At 47.7% G+C, this 16906-nt stretch carries 12 protein-coding genes; 2 read left to right on the top strand and 10 right to left on the bottom strand.

The window, feature by feature from the left end; genetic code table 11:
• Positions 1-97 precede the first annotated feature (97 nt).
• The 3 genes from HFD99_RS12550 to HFD99_RS12540 all read right to left on the bottom strand — a co-directional run bounded on the left by HFD99_RS12550 (position 98) and on the right by HFD99_RS12540 (position 5795).
• Positions 98-1939, bottom strand: coding sequence for an adenine deaminase (locus tag HFD99_RS12550; protein WP_016819194.1), 1842 nt, complete (start codon positions 1937-1939; stop codon positions 98-100).
• Between the two features lie 103 nt (positions 1940-2042).
• The gene (gene helD / locus HFD99_RS12545; protein WP_016819193.1) at positions 2043-4403 is read right to left on the bottom strand and encodes an RNA polymerase recycling motor HelD; all 2361 of its coding nucleotides are present in this window, start codon (positions 4401-4403) and stop codon (positions 2043-2045) included.
• Positions 4404-4763: 360 nt separating this feature from the next.
• Entirely contained in the window at positions 4764-5795 is a 1032-nt protein-coding gene (locus HFD99_RS12540; RefSeq protein ID WP_031463284.1) for an FUSC family protein, read from the bottom strand.
• Between the two features lie 355 nt (positions 5796-6150).
• Between HFD99_RS12540 and HFD99_RS12535 the strand changes: the two genes are divergently transcribed.
• Positions 6151-7320 (top strand): glycosyltransferase family 4 protein, encoded by a 1170-nt coding sequence (locus tag HFD99_RS12535; RefSeq protein WP_016819191.1) that lies wholly within the window; start codon positions 6151-6153, stop codon positions 7318-7320.
• 33 nt (positions 7321-7353) lie between these two features.
• Here the strand turns inward: HFD99_RS12535 and HFD99_RS12530 are convergent, their stop codons facing one another.
• From HFD99_RS12530 to HFD99_RS12510, 5 genes are all read right to left on the bottom strand, one after another.
• Positions 7354-7986: a DUF2238 domain-containing protein gene (locus HFD99_RS12530; protein ID WP_016819190.1), complete on the bottom strand. Its 633-nt coding sequence runs from the start codon at positions 7984-7986 to the stop codon at positions 7354-7356.
• 26 nt (positions 7987-8012) lie between these two features.
• Positions 8013-8216, bottom strand: coding sequence for a YwbE family protein (locus tag HFD99_RS12525; protein ID WP_016819189.1), 204 nt, complete (start codon positions 8214-8216; stop codon positions 8013-8015).
• Positions 8217-8285: 69 nt separating this feature from the next.
• Entirely contained in the window at positions 8286-9026 is a 741-nt protein-coding gene (locus HFD99_RS12520) for a DUF1361 domain-containing protein (RefSeq protein WP_016819188.1), read from the bottom strand.
• A gap of 215 nt (positions 9027-9241) precedes the next feature.
• Positions 9242-11794, bottom strand: coding sequence for a beta-mannosidase (locus HFD99_RS12515; protein WP_016819187.1), 2553 nt, complete (start codon positions 11792-11794; stop codon positions 9242-9244).
• A 208-nt stretch (positions 11795-12002) separates the two neighbouring features.
• The gene (locus tag HFD99_RS12510) at positions 12003-13070 is read right to left on the bottom strand and encodes a LacI family DNA-binding transcriptional regulator (protein ID WP_016819186.1); all 1068 of its coding nucleotides are present in this window, start codon (positions 13068-13070) and stop codon (positions 12003-12005) included.
• Positions 13071-13348: 278 nt separating this feature from the next.
• On the opposite strand from HFD99_RS12510, the gene HFD99_RS12505 reads away from it, so the two are divergent.
• On the top strand, positions 13349-15040 hold the full coding sequence (locus HFD99_RS12505; RefSeq protein ID WP_016819185.1) for an ABC transporter substrate-binding protein: 1692 nt from the start codon (positions 13349-13351) through the stop codon (positions 15038-15040).
• Positions 15041-15102: 62 nt separating this feature from the next.
• Here HFD99_RS12505 and HFD99_RS12500 read toward each other — a convergent pair whose 3' ends face one another.
• Positions 15103-16326, bottom strand: coding sequence for an MFS transporter (locus tag HFD99_RS12500; RefSeq protein ID WP_016819184.1), 1224 nt, complete (start codon positions 16324-16326; stop codon positions 15103-15105).
• 2 nt (positions 16327-16328) lie between these two features.
• The gene (locus HFD99_RS12495) at positions 16329-16889 is read right to left on the bottom strand and encodes a GNAT family N-acetyltransferase (RefSeq protein ID WP_016819183.1); all 561 of its coding nucleotides are present in this window, start codon (positions 16887-16889) and stop codon (positions 16329-16331) included.
• Positions 16890-16906: the final 17 nt, after the last annotated feature.

Here is a 16906-nt window from a genome sequence, read left to right as displayed (position 1 = left end):
TAAGGAATTAAAGATACCTTTCGGACTATATAACAAAACAGGGGCTATCCCTCAGGTCTGGGTAGACCTGCAGGACAACCCCCAGCGACGTATTCTATCAGGCTTCCGTAGCATCCTCTTCCACGAAAAGAGACACCTTGCGTATACCGTCGGCTCCGATCACGACAAGTCCCTGATCCGACAGGCGGATTTCAGGGATTACGACCAGTGCGAGCAACGACAGTGTCATCAGCGCGTTGTTCAGCATGCAGCCGGATTGTTGAAGTGCCCGGCTGATACTTTCGGACTGCGCAGCCACCTCTGCAAACGGAGCTGGGGACATCAGCCCAGCGATCGGGAGCGGGAAGCGCGTCTCACCCGAGGCGGATACAACCACCACGCCGCCACGCAGGGCAACGGCCTGCTTCGCCGCCTGGGTCATGAGCTCGTCATCATTACCAATGACGAGCAGGTTGTGGCTGTCATGCGCTACGGTCATGGCAATTGCAGCCGGCTCGGTGAAGCCGACGCCTGTCACAAGCGCTACCGCGTGGCTGCCACTGGCATGATGCCGCTCGAAAACGGCCATTTTGCACAAATCCTGCGCAGGATCTGATGCAACTTCACCATCACGCACCAGAACGGTCATCCGCACTTCCTTCGTATCCACATGATTTTCCGTGACACGAATTACTCGTACAGGTACATTCCCTTCCTTTACTGGAGCCGCAATACGAAAATCTGCGGCACTCAGCTCTCGGCCCAAATGGACCGTGTCCATCACTTCCGCAGGATAAACAAAGCCTTCCCAGTCGGCGACCATTTGTCCGTACTCAGCCACCAGTTGGCCCGCTGCGATGGTAGCCGTCACATTCACTTCGGCCAAGCGGCCATCGAGCAGGATAATATCGGCAATCGCACCGGGAATAATCGAGCCAATGTCCCGTGCTACGCCGAAGCGCTCTGCCGTATTCAGCGTTGCCATTTGAAAGGCAGTCACGGGCTTAACGCCCTGCGCAATCGCATGACGCACCACGAAGTCCATCTGCCCTTCATGGAGCAGGGATTCCGCACTGCGATCATCCGTCACCAGCATCATGCGGCGCGTGTCGAGACCCATTTCCGTGCTGGCACGGATCGTCTCGGCCACATCATGCCATGCGGAGCCTTGCCGCATCTTGGCATACATGCCGAGCCGGATGCGCTCGGCTACATCCTCGGGCGTGACACATTCGTGATCGCCCGTAATTCCTGCGGCTGCGTAGACCGGCAGCCGCCAATCATCGGAGGCCCATGTAAAATGGCCGTCCGCCACCTTGCCGGCGCGCAGCGTGGCCTGAATTTCCCCAATCATCACGTCGTCACCATAGACGACGCCAGGGAAATTCATTACTTCGCCCAGTCCAATCATATCTGGGCCCCAGCTTAGAGCCTCTGCGACTTCCGCCGGACCGAAAGAGGCACCGGTCGTTTCCAGCTCTGGGCCTGTGGAAGGCACGCAGGAAGCTACCTGCATGTAAGCAGCCAGCGGTGTCGTGCGGGCTTCGTCCAGCATTAGACGAAGCCCTTTTAGACCGAGCACATTGGAAATTTCATGTGGGTCAAAAAAACCGCCCGTCACGCCCAGCGGCAGTACAGCCTTCGCGAATTCAGTTACGGTGAGCTGTGTGCTTTCGATATGACAATGTCCGTCCAGCAAACCCGGTGCCATATAGCGGCCTTCCGCTTCAATGATTACGGTGTCTTCTCCAATCGTATGGCTAACGTCTCTACCAACGTAGGCGATACGAGAGCCTTGCACAGCAATAGACATGCCCGGTAACAATTCGCCCGATACCACATTGACCAGCGTTCCTCCGCGGATCACCAGCGATGCCTTGCGCTCCCCTCTAGCTGTAGCTACCAACTCGGGCACACAGTCCGCCAGCGGTGGGCGTTGAAATACTCTTTTCATGTCCATTACGTTTGTAACCTCCGTTTATGCTTCTTACCTGTTTGGCTTATTTGCTTATGTTACTGGAATACGCTCAATATTGCCAGCGCCCCTAAAGAACCTGGTCACTTTATTTCACTTTACGGATATACGTCTCCGATTCCTGCGAACTCACGAATGGCGTAATCTCCCCTATGCTATAGATATGCAGCAAATGCATCGCTCGCGTACAGGCCGTGTAGAACAATTTACGCTCACTCTCACGCTGGTATTCTTGGGCCGATCCGTCATAAATGAGAACCGCATCAAACTCCACGCCTTTCGCCAGATAGGCCGGAATAATATGAATCCCCTTTTCAAAAGCGGGAGTTGTTTTCTTAATTAATTTTGGCTTTACTGGCAGTTGTCCTTCTAGTGCTGCGTAGGCTGCCGCGCTTTCATCAGCATTTTTACAGATCACCGCGATGGATTCATAGCCTTCTGCCAGCAATTTTGTAACATTCTCAGTTATCAGTTGATGCAGCTTTTCACGCGAGTTCACCTCGGTTACCAGAGGCTTCTCACCCTTACGGTTAAACGGAACAATATGCTCCCCTCCTGCTACCATCCCCCGGGTAAACTCTACAATCTCCTGTGTGGAACGATAGCTGCGTGTCAGGGAAATCATCTCGGTCTGTTCTGCTCCATACAGGTCATACAATGGTTCTGCATCCTGAAGCACCGAAGCATGGGCATAGATAGCCTGATTAAAATCGCCCAGTGCTGTCATTTTAGCCTGTGGAAATAATCGTTTGAAGAACGCCAGCTGGAATGGTGAATAGTCCTGTGCCTCATCAATAAACACATGACGGATGTTGCTATTGGAGCGGAAGCCCAGCATCAGCTCACGCAAATATAAAAAGGGCGTCACATCCTCATACGCTAGTTCTCCAGCCTGAATGCGTTTCAGAGTTTGCCGACTAATTTCACTCCAGTTGACGGGCAGCTCTGCATGATTCGACAGTTCGCTTAATAACGCCTCGTTCATAAACAGTTCGCTGTATAGACGGGTTGTATCCACGAAGCGAAGTGCCTTAATCCACTTGCGCAGGGGCTTTAAGCGATCACTGACCACCATACGCGCCAATATTTCTCTTTCACGCGTAAAGTCGTCGAAGGTATCGCCTTTATTCTTGGATTTCCGACGCATGCGGTTATATGCACGCTGATAATCCTCCGGCTCCATCAGATCCATCTGCTGGTCCACCCAAGGAGCGGAGCATTCTTCCTTACCAAAGCGAGCCAGTTCTTTGAGCATCCAATCACGCAGCAGCTCCAATCTGTTCGCCAGCCGCACAGCCGAGTCAAATCCATAAAACTTGCTTGCCAATTGCTCTACTGAAATCACCTCACGTCCCTGAAAACGAACCGGTTTAAAACGCATTCCCTTTTGTTCCAGGTGCGCTTTGTAGCCTGTAATCACATGTAAGAACGTCTTGGATGACTTAAAGCGGATACCTTCCATCCTAGCCTCATACCCAGGCTGTGATGACGCTGATAGCACATATTCCAGCTGCTCAAAAGGATCTTCTAGCTGAAACTCCCGGCCCAAACGCCGTTCCAAATATTCCTGAAATGTGGCCTGAAGCATATTTTCCTCACCCAATTCAGGCAATACTGTCGAAACATAACTGTTGAACATGGGGTTTGGCGAGAATAACACGACCTGATCTGCTCGCAAGTGATCCCGATACTTGTATAGCAAATATGCTACTCTCTGAAGCGCAGCGGAGGTTTTACCGCTTCCTGCCGCTCCCTGAACTATCAGCATCCGGCTTCGATCATCACGAATGATGCGATTCTGCTCCTTTTGAATGGTGGCGACAATGCTTTTCATTTGAGCATCCGAGCTCCGGCTTAATACGGCTTGAAGGAGTTCGTCTCCAATGGTGACACCGGTATCGAACATAAAGCGGATCTGTCCGTCACGGATCGAGAATTGGCGTTTGAGCGTCAGTTCTCCTTCCATCTCCCCTGCTGGGGTCTTATAAGAAGCGGGACCTGGCATGTTATCGTAATAAAGATTCGAAATAGGCGCGCGCCAGTCGTAGATCAGAAATTCCTCATCCTGGTTATCCAGCAGGGAGGCAATCCCCAGATAAATACGCTCCGCAGTCTGCCCTTCCTCAGCAAAATCAATACGTGCAAAATAAGGTGAGTCAAGCAACTTTTTCAAACGACCTAACGCCTCAGTGGAATGCTTGTGTCTTCGTTCCCGCTCAGACAAAATCTCAGACTGCTGACGCAAACTGGTGGACGTCTCTCCCACATCATCCGCCTCACTGAAATTGATCGTTACCTCATCCCAGAAGTCTTTACGCATATCGACGACATCGCCTCGCACAGAACCAACCTCTGTCTCCAGCTTCCGAATACGCCCGCTAATGACTGCGGTCACATCTTCTACTCTTCGTTGTTCCTCATTCCATTGCTGCTCAGTAGTCACTGACATCGCTCCTGTTCCGTTTCCTCCTGCTCCGCGCAGGGCTCCCTTGCGTACAAACTATGCTCTATTATGGACCCGGGCATACTCATCGCATCCCCCTGATCCGGGAAAATTGACTATTCCTTTGAAGCATGCTATAATGTAACAAGTAGTGTGTTAACAACTTATGCAATACGGTTTTACTATGTAAAACATAGCATCCTCTATTGTAGCAAGTTCAGTCCCTGTTCGCAACCAGTGGGCTTTTTTTGTGCTTTCTGGCAACCTTCCATTAGCCTGTTCCTACTTTATTAAATTCATTACATAAAAAAGCGACCGTCCATCTGATTGATGAATACGGTCGCCTTTTCTTTTTTCCGAAATCGCCTATCGGCTCTCTTCCACAGGATGAATATGGTCGGCCAGTCTGCTCAATCGCTCCAGTTGATGACCATAGTCGTACATCGTCGCAGCTACGATGGAAAGTCGTAGCATTCCCTCCTGACAATGGTCAAAACGTGTAATTGCATGCTTCATAAAATCACCGTTAGCCTGCTGGAACAATTCACTTTCATCCTCATTTGGTTTCAGTTTATTTTCGAATTTCAGCAGAGCGTGCTCGTGGAAACGAATCAGCCGCTCCAGATGGTCGTCAAAAAACGCATCTGTTCCCTCTGGACGTAAAGATTGGAAGTAGTGCCTTTCCACCGCATCCAAGACCTCGTAACCTTTGTGCAAACTTTCGAGCATTTGTTTGTATACGACCATTTGTCTCGTCTGACTGAACTTGGTGCGCTTGAGCTTTTTCTGCTCCTCTTCGAACAAATGATATTTATCCGAGAGTGATTTAATAGCTCCCTCCAAATTTCCTTTTTCCTCTCTAAAGACAGACTCCTTAATCTCATCGGAAATGGCAGTTCGCAGCAGCAAGGACATGCTGTTAAATACATTTTGAATCTGATTGATAAACTGCCTTTTCGGTTTGGGAGGAAAAACGGTAATGTTGATGACAAAAGCAGACACAATCCCGATCAGAGTCAGCGCAAAGCGGGTTACCGCAAATTTCCAGTCCCCTGAAGCTTCCATGACAGAAACAACGGTCACAAGTGTCAATCCAACCGTATCAGCCATGTTTATTTTCAGACATATCATAAGTACCAATACACATACCAGTCCGACCGCAATCGGCTCATTCGAAAATACCATTCCGCCCAGCAACGCCATGATTGCACCTAATGTGCTTGTTTGGAGTTGATCCAGAAAATAACGCCACGACCTATATATCGACGGTTGCATGGCAAAAATAGCGGCTATCGCTGCCCCCACAGGCGAATGGGTGTTCAAAAGCGTGCTCAGAAAAAGGGCGAGCGTCACTGCGATTCCCGTTTTTAACACCCGTGCTCCAAAAGCCACAGCCATCCCTCCTGCTTACCCTTCAAATTTATTCATACCGAATTACTATAATGAAATTTCAAGACAAAGTCCATGTTTTATTATTACCCAAAACCATCGGAGATCAGGAATATTTATGAAATGTACAGCTCCTACTAGGATACATATCAACAGAATTAACCTATATGCATCAACCTCACAAGAGGAACTTATCGTGCTATGGATTAGTAAAATCTGAGAAGAGCGCCTGTCCGCAGGCCAACTTTTACAAAACCCAGCAAGCCCGTAAACAAAATCATGACACAATAAAAGCCGGAGCCTCCAAGCGGACTCCCCTGGAACATCATAGGATAAATGAGAATGGCGGAGGAGGAATGAAGGCATGCTTCGAGTCGCATTATTTACAGACACGTATACGCCTGATGTCAATGGCGCTGCTCTGACACTGGAACGATGGATTGGCTATTTGGAGACACATGGGGTATCTACGCTTGTCTTCGCACCGGAGGCAGATCATCATCTGTCCTCGGGGCCGGGCGTGGAGCGATTCCGAAGTATTCCCTTTTTATTGTACCGGGAATGCAGACTTGCCATCCCTAACGCCAAACAAATCAACGAGCGCCTGTCAGCCTTTTCCCCGCATCTAATTCATGTCGCTACTCCGTTTAACCTTGGCTTGTATGGAACAAGCTACGCTGCCAAACACCATATTCCACTCGTCGCCTCCTATCACACCCACTTTGATAAATACCTCGAATACTACAAGCTTCGCTGGCTTGAACCTGCATTATGGAAATACATGCTCTGGTTTCACAGACATTGTGAAAGGGTATATGTCCCCTCTCGGTCAACCATGGAATTGTTACGCAATAAAGGAATGGGACAGCTCGAAATCTGGGGTAGAGGAATTGATACCGACCGCTTCCAGCCCACAGTGAATCGCGAAGCGATATGGGAAAAATGGGGCGTTCATGCAGACGCATTTGTGATTTTATATGTGGGCAGACTTGCACCGGAAAAGGGGATAGACACGTTACTGGATTCCTATCTCCAGTTACCCGACGACGTCCGCGCAGCCTCAGTACTGGTCATTGCAGGAGATGGCCCATTGTTTAAGTACAAAACTGCAGCAGATATCGGGGTGCCAGAGCACACAGTTCACTGGCTTGGTTTTGTAAAAGGAGCGGAATTAGCTGAACTCTACGCTGCAGCCGATGTATTCCTCTTTCCCTCCACTACAGAAACCTTCGGTAATGTCGTGTTGGAGGCTATGGCCAGTGGCACACCCGTGATTGGCGCGAATGAAGGCGGGGTCAAAGACAATATAATCGATGGGGAAACAGGGCTACTGTGTCCAGCTGGGGACGCGGCTGCCTTTGCCAAAGCTGTACTCCTGTTGTACGAGGATGCCCCACTTCGCGACTTTCTGTCCAGAACCGGTAGAGCATACAGTCTGGAGCAGACATGGGACCGTATTTTTGAGCGGCTGCTGGACAGCTACATGGATGCAGCGACCCTACATCTCGACAGTTACCCTGTGACGCGAATATAACCCTCAAAAATATTGGACTTTCAAGAAACCCTGCTACACCTTTAGCTGCTTGAGCAGCTTGTTATGTACCCCGCTTAACAAAATCACCGCTGTCAGGGCACCGATGAACGCAAGAAGCATATCCCATTGAGTATCCCATATATCTCCCTGTGTTCCCAAAAAGGCCTCTGCCGCTGTACCGGTTGCCTTGGCAACGGCAAACTCAATCAGTTCGTACACAGCACTGATCGCAAGACATACACTAACCGTTAGAAAAGTGAGCCAGCTCCCGCTTCCCAAAGCCGTCTTACGTAGCAGCACTTCCCTGACAATGAGTGCAGGCACAAAACCTTGCGCAAAATGCCCAAGTCGATCATAATAATTGCGCTCCAGCCCAAACGTATCCCGAATCCAGTTGAATAGCGGCATTTCAGCATAGGTATAGTGCCCGCCGACAATCAGGATCAATGCATGTAGCCAGATGAGGGTGTATACCAGATTGGTAAAACGAAATCGACGGTAAATAGCCGCCAGCAGTACAGCTCCCAAAACGGCTGGGAGAACTTCCAGTACCCATGTAAAATAATCCGCCGGACGAACCAAGGACCAAATGAGAGCAAGCACCAGCAGTACAAGTAAAACAAGCGGGTAACGATCATTTTTAGACCATGCCGTTGCCTGATTCATACATCATCCCTCCTAAGCCTACAGCTCTATCCTTCTTTCATTACAATATGTTTGACACGTCCAACCTGCCCGTCTGCCAAACGTACTTTGATTCCATGCGGATGACGCGGGGAATTGGTCAAAATATCCTTCACCGTTCCTCGCGTCAGCTTACCCGTGGGCTGATCCTTTTTAAGCACAATATCCACCTGAAGACCAGCGCGGATATCAGATCGATTCTGTCCGTTCATTGTAGCTATTCCTCCTTTGCCTTTACATTTTATCTTATGATGATAATTAGCCACTCAGCCCCATCGTAATCACCAGCGATGCCATTCGTCCCGGCGGCTGTTCCCCATCCAGACCACGCACATCATGGATACATAGCTAACGAGCATAATCACGAATATCATCCCGCTAAACTCCACAAAATGCGTGCGTTGCAAAGAGTCTGCCCATATGGAAGATATTTGTGTGTACAACTGGGACGGCGCAGACACAATATCCCATGTGTTTCCTCGAAAGAAACGACCAATATAAATCCCCAGGCTACTTAGCAGGAGTACCGCCAGCATAAACAACCAGCTGACAAGCCCGCCTCGAGCACGCTGCACCAACTGTCGTACGGATTCAAGCGATACAACCCCCATGGTGAGGCCAAGCACAGCTACCAGCAGCATCCCTAATACATGATTCCAAAAGTACGGATTGCCCCAAAAACGCTGCTCCCCGAGAAATGGATATCTGGCGAATACATGCAGCAAATCTGTAATCAAATAGGGTATATTGGGATAAAAGAAAAGCCAGCCAGCCCCTATGATCCAGAGCATAAATGTCCTCGTTCCCCGTCTCCACGAGCAATGAATGACATCTAGCAAAAGCGTCAGCAGCATAGGAATCCAGGCCAGCATCATATTCCACCAAATAAAAAAGTAAGGGCGGCCCCCTGAGGGCAATCGCACGTTAATGATCCACAATGTACTGATTACGGAGCATAAGGCCAGTGCGATAAAAATATAAAGTTTGACTGGATAATTTAACGATCTTAAACGGTCATACATATGTTACTTTCCCTCCTTGTAACCTTCCATCCTTCCTGACGTTCCATTTTACACCTGTTCTGGACAGTGTACACCACAATGGCTTCAAGCTCAATGGAAGCGCTCCACTCTGCATAAAATGAAGATAAAAAAACATCTGTTCTCCCGAAGTTGACCTCATGTCCCCGGGAGACAGATGCTTACTATATTCAAGGCGGATAACCTTTTACCGTCCTCTACCCTTGTATCCAATTGACCAATGATTGTACCGTCAATGCACCTGGCGCAGCTGCCTCAAATGCGGAGGCACCGTTACGCAAGGTCAGAAATTCCACCGTTTTGGGAATACCGGGAGCCAGATCCAGGTGGTTGTCACTGAAAATCCCCTCCTGTTCTGCGGTCAACCACACATGTCTAGCAAGTGTATCCGAACAGAGCATGAATCTACTGCCCCCACTTCCCTGTATCTCTGTCACTTCAATTTTCACCAGAGGTAAATCCATCTCTTTCGTGCCTGCAAAATAAATTTCGCTGGAGGCCACCTGTTCACCGTTTTGTATCAGACGTGCGACTAGCATATGCTCCGTACGATCCAGGCCATTCAGCCATTGGTCGGTAGGCAGTATATGTACGATCCCTGCGCCGCCCGCCGGCTGTTCTACCTTAACGTTCTCATCACGAATAGCCTGACTGCCACGGATATGCAAAAGCGTCAGCCGCAGCGTACCTGCTATCGGCTCTAGCGTATCGTTAACCAGATGCAGTTCTTTACTCCCCTGTTCCGTATCTACTGCACTCAAGAGCACATCGGCAAAGCTGCGTTTAGCTGTATATTGAAGCGCCTTCCAACGACCAAAATAGTCCATACTCGACCAAGAGGCAACGGGCCAGCAGTCATTCATCTGCCAGTATAATGTCCCCATGCAATAGGGCTTGTGACGACGATGGGCCTCTATAGCCATTTTCATCGCCTCTGCCTGTAAAACTTGGCTCATGAGAAGAAAACATGTAAAATCCTTGGGCTGCCGCATGTACCGTCCCATGTATTCTTGAATCAACCGATTGCCTGAACCGTTTTTTTGATGTGCCAGCATCACCGCAGATTCCAGTTCCAAATCCTTCTCTTCCGCATACGTGCGAACAGACTTGTATTCAGGAAAGGACTGAAAACCATACTCACTCATAAAACGGCCCACATGTATGTGATAATTCTCAAACGGCTCAGACGCATGCCATACTCCCCAATAATGAATGTCTCCTGCTGTTGAGGACGGATGAGCATGCTGGTTTCGATCTCCGGTCAGGTCAATTAGCGGTGAGGAGGGCCAATATGCCGTCTGCGGAGCCCAGGTATTTACCGCCTCCGGTAAAATCCGGTGAAAGAGCGTCTCATAATCATCCCATAGGCGTTCCCGTTGCTCAGGCGTGTAGGCCTTTTTCCAGCCCCAGCCCGCATTTTCTTCATAATGGGCCCACGCAGAATCAATCTCATTATTGCCGCACCATAACGCAATGCAAGGATGATGGCGCAATCGCTTGATGTTATCTTCGGCTTCCTGCGTCACATTGTCCAAAAAAGCCTGATCCCCCGGGTACATGCTGCATGCGAACATAAAATCTTGCCACACGAGCAAGCCGTATTCATCACACAAGTCATAAAATACGTCTTGTTCATAAATACCGCCACCCCACACCCGCAACATATTCATATTGGAGGCGGCTGCACTGGCAATTTCATGCCGATATCGTTCCAACGTAACTTCGGCAGCAAAGCTGTCATTCGGAATATGGTTGGCTCCTTTAGCAAACACGGGGATTCCATTCAGTTCAAAATAGAAGCTTTCGCCTGCCGTATCCCGCTCACGTATAAGACGGATCGATCGCAGTCCCGTTTTCACTGATTTTTCCGCAATCACCGCTTCCTGTGCTTGCTCCTTCAATTCGGCTACAAACGTATACTGAAGCGGCTCTCCCAGTCCACGACACCACCACAGCTTCGGCTCCTTTATCACCAGCCCCAGCTCCACTGTTTGCTTTCCCTTCCGCAGGCGAACCGGTTTGGACCATACCCCGCCGTCAACAGAAATACACAACTCGGCATCTCTAATCTCATCTGCATTTTCAATTTCTACCACTGCCGTGAGTTCAGCCCTCTCCGTACTCACTTCGTCCTGTCGAATAAATAAGTCTCTCACGATCAGTCCAGACCAAGCTTCAATCCGAACCTCTCTCCAGATTCCGCTCGTCACCAGTCTTGGTCCCCAATCCCAACCATAGTGATAGGGAGCCTTACGAGCGAAAACGCTTACTTTTTTATCGGACAAGCCACCTATCTCGGACTGATCATTCGGTGCGGGAAGTCCATAGCCCAACCTTTCCAGCTTAGGCACATCTTCCGTAATTGGAGAGCGAAAATGGATTTCAAGCCGATTTTTCCCTTGCTGAACAAATGCCTTCACATCCTGTCTCCATACCCGAAACATATTATTGGCCGATAAGACAGCTTGACCATTTACTCTTACATCTGCGTATGTGTCCAGGCCTTCCAACACCAGCTCTACACATTGACATTGAAGCTGATTTGCATCTATCTCAAAATAGGCTTCGTATATCCAATCCTGCTTATCAACCCACTGTACCTCTATCTCGTTCATACCGATAAAAGGGTCAGGAATTTTACCATGTTGCAAAAGATCGGTATGCACACAACCCGGCACTTTCGCACTGAGCCACTCATCAGTTTGGGCTTCCCTAAACCTCCAGCCATCCAATCCTATTACATTAATCATCGTCGCAAGCCTCCCTATAAGGATGATTGGGAACATCTGGATCACTCATTAACATAACAAAAATAACATTAAGCTAACAAGTTAGTCAATTGTTTTTTTGGAACAACCGGTAAAACACAAAATAAAAGTCGCCCTCTACCCCTAAACAGGCTAAAAGCGACTTCCCTCGTCTTCACTGTGGATCGAATTCATCCCACATATCCGGACATCAACTATATTTAATTGTGCTAAAGGAACGATCACGATCATCATTTTCCCGGCTGATTCGTGGCGCGTGAACTTCCCGTATGAGTAGATCAGCGTGCAGCAGTTTTTTTTCCACAGGCGAGCTTGGATTCATGATGCGCCATAATAACTGGTCCACCGCTCGCATCCCCAACAGTTCCTTATCCACTCTCACCGTGGCATAGATCGGCATTTGATCATTCGTATCGTCAAACCCGGTCACCCCGCACCGCCTCGGAACGTCAATCCCCTTTCCTTTCAGCACTTCCACGACTTGCGAAGCAGTCACGTCATTAGCGCAAACAAAAACCTCTGGCAGCTCATCCTCGGGCAACTTGTCCATTTCCTCGGCAAGTGCCTGCGCTCCCCCATAAATAAGGGCTTTGTTCTGCCGTAATTCTACTCCGCTCATTTCCAGTGCGGACCGAAAAGCTTCCCAACGTTCATAGAAACTGTGAGCGTCGTCAATATGACCCACAAACTGAAAGTGGGCATAACCCCTACACAGCAAATCCTTCATTAATTCATTCATGCATGTGCGATTATCCGTAAACACCGCATCACTTAAAAATGCAGAGTCCCAATGATCCACCATGACGACTGGAATACCCATTCGATAAATGTTCAGCAACAACGTAGTTGAAATTGTTCCTACTGTGATAATCCCTTTAATGGCCTCCGGGTTCAGCAAAGAAAACATATCATCAGTTGAAGGCTCCGTTAACGTGATCATATCCAATCCCTTGCGGTTCAGACGCTCGGAAATCCCTTCAAATACAGGTCCCCAGTACCTGGACTCCCGATTCTGGTGTCGAATATTCGGAAATAACACCAGCACGGTACCCGACCATTCTCTGGCATCTGTGTCCCGAGGCTCTACCCCGGTCATTTTGGGATGACTGCGAAAATAACCCATCTGGGCAGCAAGCTTAACCAGCAGCGCCCTCGTCTCTTCACTTACACCGGGTTTGCCTGACAGTGCACGTGAAACAGCGAACTTTGAAACACCCGCCGCATCCGCAATTTCCTGCAATGTTACTTTTCCACGCATCTCCTCACCCAACCCTATTCGAAATCTTTTTCTACCTTAGTCTTCTAAATATACAGGTATGCCTATAAACTGGTACCATCGTAGCATACTTTGTTTTAGATCATCAAACGATGGATTTGCACAAATCCACACCTTTCATTAAATATGTTTGCTTAATAAAAAACAAAACACATAACAAATAAACATAAATAACTTGACGTAAGGTTCTTTATTTCCTACAATTTACTAATGAAAGCACTTACATTGTGTAAATCATACTTATTAAGGGGGATTTGCAGATGTTCACGAACAGGTCGGTACAACAATGCTCCATCCTGCTTCTGGCTTTGCTGCTGCTCGTTACAACGGGCTGCGCGAATAGCAAAGGCAGTACGGCAGAAAAGGAAGACCCCGATGACACCAGTCCCATTACATTAACGTTCTTTGGCGGTGACTCAAGCTCCAACTGGAATAACATGAAGGACGCTGTCGGGCAGGAAATTATCAAGAAAACGGGTGTTACACTAAATGCCGAACATGCTGTTAACGGTCGAGGTGAGGAAAAGTTTGCCTTAATGGCTGCTAGCGGAGAGTACCCTGATCTCGTGTACCCCAAAGGAGACATTGGAAAGCTGGTCGATGCCGGAGCACTCATTGACTTAACCGACCTGATTGATAAATACGGTCCTAACATTAAGAAAGTGTATGGAGATTATTTTAATCGTATTAAATACAGTAGTGAAGATCCCGCCATTTACACCATCCCAACCAATTTGGGCGTAGATCACATCGCGTTTGATGCACAAGCAGGCTTCGAAATCCAGCATCAAGCCCTTAAGAAACTCGGATACCCCAAAATTCGCACCGTTCAAGATTTTGAAAAAGCACTTAAAGATTATGTTGCCAAATACCCTACTACCAATGGCCAGCCTACCATCCCCTTATCACTCGATGCCGAGGACTGGAAAATGCAGATTACTGTGACAAACCCGGCAGTTACAGCTACAGGTGGACCAGACGATGGAGAATATTATATTGATCCTAAAACACACAAAGCCATTCTTCACTACAAACGCCCGGAGGAGCGAGAGTATTTTCGTTGGTTAAACCATATGTACAATGAAGGTCTGTTGGATAGGGATACTTTTGTACAAAAAAGTGATCAATACAAATCCAAAATCGCCGCAGGTCGTGTCATCGGACTGATTGATCAGGAATGGAACTACCAGGATGCCGAAAATGCGCTCAAGGCAGCAGGTAAGGATGAATACACCTATTCCCACTTTCCGGTCACTTTAAATGAGCAATACGAGGATCATTCCCTCCAGCCCATTGGTTTCGATACTGCGTCTGGGATTGGCATTACAACTTCATGCAAAAATCCGGTGCGAGCGATCAAGTTTCTGGACTTCCTGGCCTCCGATGAAGGGCAAATTTTACGTAATTGGGGAATCGAAGGCCAGCATTACAATGTAGAGAACGGCAAACGAGTCATTCCTGCAGCTGTGCAAGAACGCAAAAACAAAGATAACGCTTCTTTTAGCAGAGAATCAGGTATCGGTTTGTATTGGATATGGGGACCACATTACGGCGATAGCGTGAAGGACCCTACTGGCAACTATTACACAACCAATTATCCGGAGATGATTACCGAAAATTATAGCCAAGCGGAAAAAGAATCCCTTCAGGCATATAAAGCTCGGACATGGAAAGACCTGTTCCCGAACGAAAAGGATTTTCCGGTAAAAGAGTGGGGTGCTGCCTACAACATGCCTGTTCCGACCAATACAAATTACAATGTTATTTATCAGAAGTCGCAGGACATTGTACGCAAACGGATTCCTGAGGCTGTACTCGCCAAGCCAGATCAATTCGATGCCGTGTATGACCGCATGCTCCAAGAGCTGGATCAGGCGGGTGTACCAAAGGCTGAAGAAATCTTCACTGGCCTGATTCAAAATCGTCTGAAGCTATGGTATGGGGAGAAGTAGAGATTGATTGCTACTAAAGTATATAAGGGCTGACAGTCAAGACCTGTCAGCCCCTTTTTACACTAAACATTCTGTTTTGTTACTTTTTCTTTCCAGCTATTATTTTTCCTGGACACCCGGTGGACATAAAGCAACAAAAAGATTGGAATCAATGCAATCCCGCCACACAGCACCCAAGATATCTGAATAGGTGTTTGATCTGAAGCAAGATTGGTAAAATTACGGCTTACGACTCCTGTCACGATTAAACCTATGCACATACCTAGTTGGGAAATGGCAGAATCCAGAGATAGCAGTGTTGAACGATACGCATTAGAGATTCTTTTGTTTAGAAAAATTTGTTTGGCAACCGGGTACATCCCTCGCCCAATTTCATAGATTAAAAAGGTAAGCAGTACAGGATAAAACGTGTTGAAAGCACCGGCTAAAATGAGCCATATCCCAATCATCCCGCAAGCATACATGAGTATATGTACATCACTATAACGTGCGCCTAGCTTTCGAACCAAATAGCTTCCCAAAGTCATACATAGTGAATAACCCGCCTTGATCAATCCCATAATCCAAATTCCTTGTTCAGAAAGACCGACCAGACGTGGCTGTTGAAATGTATTCCCCGCCGAATTCGAAAAGCTAATAAATAAACCAATAACAAACACAATCCAGATCGACTTATTTTCAAAACCGATACGGACACTTTCCCCGATAATCGTTGTAATGCGAGTAGCAGATGTTTCTCGATGGGTAATATTCTTCTCTTTCATATAAAAGCAGCATAGAATAATACATAAGATAATAGAGACAATGCTGGCTGCCCAGGGAAGTGAATAGTTAAATGTTGCAAGGAAGGCCCCCAACAGACCACAAATAAATCCCGAAATGTACTGTATACTGTTTGAGGTTGTAAAAAGAACTTCCATGGGCTTATCACTGTTTTCCACAACCCAGGATTCCAACGAGCCTGATTGCAAGCATATTGACAGCCCCCCAAAAACTTGTGCGAACACAAGCAGCCACATGCGATCTGTCCAAACGAACAATACACTGTAGACTAGAAAACAACAAAGCCCCAAAACAACAGAAATTTTTCTTCCATATTTGTCTGCAATAGCTCCAGTTGGTATTTCAAACAGAAAAATACTTACAAAGAATACAACCAGCAAGAAGTTCGCACTTTGCAGAGAAAGTCCTTTAGCTAACAGAAATAAGATGAGCGTAGTTCCCGTGATTTCACTCATAAAAAATTGAAGAAAGCTGACGGAGTAAAATAGCTTATGTGGCCTCACTTTCAGGGCTCCTTCGCTTGCTCTACAGCCTCATATTCATTTCGCAACATCCCCATCTGAATGATGTCATAGTACTGTCCTTCCCTGAATAGCTTTTCTCGTAGTCGGCCTTCCTCCTTAAAGCCACATGCCAGATAGCAACGATATGCACGTTCATTGAACGCATAGACCTCCAGCTCCAGCCGATGCAGATTCAGTGAATGAAATGCAAATTTTTGTATCAATCGTATCGCTTCCCGCCCATATCCTTTGCCCAGATCACCGTCGCGCCCGATTACAATACCAAGGGTGGCGTGCCGATTTACCCAGTTGATTTTGAATAAATCGAGTTGTCCAATATAGTCCAGTGTATCTTTATGTGCAATGACAAAGCCCTTGATCTCAGAGTTGCCGTCAATCATCATCTGTACAAAAGATTCACTATTAGCCTGTGAATGCGGATAGATAAATACGTCGCTTAATCCATGTGTGATTGCCGAGTCATTAACCCATCTTCGGATATCAGGTATATCCTCCTGACGGTACTCTCTTAATACAATTCGTGCTCCAATGATATGTGGCATCGTCAGCTTCCTCCCTA

Origin of the sequence: Paenibacillus sp. EKM301P, assembly GCF_011800295.1 — a bacterium.
Taxonomy (GTDB): domain Bacteria; phylum Bacillota; class Bacilli; order Paenibacillales; family Paenibacillaceae; genus Paenibacillus; species Paenibacillus polymyxa.
Note: the sequence above shows the minus strand (reverse complement) of the source record. Positions and strands in the feature narration are given on the sequence as shown.

Excerpts from the sequence above, each read along its gene's own strand:
- HFD99_RS12550 (WP_016819194.1), bottom strand. The coding sequence starts at position 1,939 with ATGGACATGAAAAGAGTATTTCAACGCCCACCGCTGGCGGACTGTGTG.
- helD (WP_016819193.1), bottom strand. The coding sequence starts at position 4,403 with ATGTCAGTGACTACTGAGCAGCAATGGAATGAGGAACAACGAAGAGTA.
- HFD99_RS12540 (WP_031463284.1), bottom strand. The coding sequence starts at position 5,795 with ATGGCTGTGGCTTTTGGAGCACGGGTGTTAAAAACGGGAATCGCAGTG.
- HFD99_RS12535 (WP_016819191.1), top strand. The coding sequence starts at position 6,151 with ATGCTTCGAGTCGCATTATTTACAGACACGTATACGCCTGATGTCAAT.
- HFD99_RS12530 (WP_016819190.1), bottom strand. The coding sequence starts at position 7,986 with ATGAATCAGGCAACGGCATGGTCTAAAAATGATCGTTACCCGCTTGTT.
- HFD99_RS12525 (WP_016819189.1), bottom strand. The coding sequence starts at position 8,216 with ATGAACGGACAGAATCGATCTGATATCCGCGCTGGTCTTCAGGTGGAT.
- HFD99_RS12520 (WP_016819188.1), bottom strand. The coding sequence starts at position 9,026 with ATGTATGACCGTTTAAGATCGTTAAATTATCCAGTCAAACTTTATATT.
- HFD99_RS12515 (WP_016819187.1), bottom strand. The coding sequence starts at position 11,794 with ATGATTAATGTAATAGGATTGGATGGCTGGAGGTTTAGGGAAGCCCAA.
- HFD99_RS12510 (WP_016819186.1), bottom strand. The coding sequence starts at position 13,070 with ATGCGTGGAAAAGTAACATTGCAGGAAATTGCGGATGCGGCGGGTGTT.
- HFD99_RS12505 (WP_016819185.1), top strand. The coding sequence starts at position 13,349 with ATGTTCACGAACAGGTCGGTACAACAATGCTCCATCCTGCTTCTGGCT.
- HFD99_RS12495 (WP_016819183.1), bottom strand. The coding sequence starts at position 16,889 with ATGCCACATATCATTGGAGCACGAATTGTATTAAGAGAGTACCGTCAG.